The organism is Stappia sp. BW2, assembly GCF_008107695.1.
In the GTDB taxonomy this organism is placed as follows: domain Bacteria; phylum Pseudomonadota; class Alphaproteobacteria; order Rhizobiales; family Stappiaceae; genus Roseibium.
Genome location: NZ_VIRG01000017.1, coordinates 1 through 416, shown reverse-complemented (window position 1 = coordinate 416; position 416 = coordinate 1). Strand labels below are relative to the sequence as shown.

General features: G+C 34.9%; 1 protein-coding gene. It reads right to left on the bottom strand.

Annotated elements, in window-relative coordinates:
- Positions 1-7: 7 nt before the first annotated feature.
- A partial coding sequence (locus FMN63_RS30045) for a CHAP domain-containing protein (protein WP_148581919.1) occupies positions 8-416 on the bottom strand: 409 nt, incomplete at its 5' end.

The following is a 416-nucleotide window of genomic DNA, read 5'->3' as shown; positions in this document are numbered from 1 at the left end:
ATATTACTTAGTGGATGTAATTATATTTTCCTGGATTTAAAATTGTTCTTGAAGATTTAACATTAAATCCAGCATAGTTCATTTCAGAAACAGTAATTGTTCCATTAGGGTTTACAGATTCAACAACACCAACATGTCCATATGGACCAGCAGCTGTTTGGAAAATAGCGCCAACTTCTGGTGTTTTATCTACTTTAAATCCTGCAACTTTTGCTGCGTAATTCCAGTTATTTGCATTGCCCCATAAACTTCCTATACTTCTACCTAATTGTGCACGACGATCGAAAGCATAATATGTGCAGTTTCCATAAGCATATAAGTTTCCTCTGTTAGCAACTGATTTATTGTAGTTATGTGCAACAGGTACAGTTGGTACTGATTTTTGTACTTGAGCAGGTTTGTATGCTACATTAACT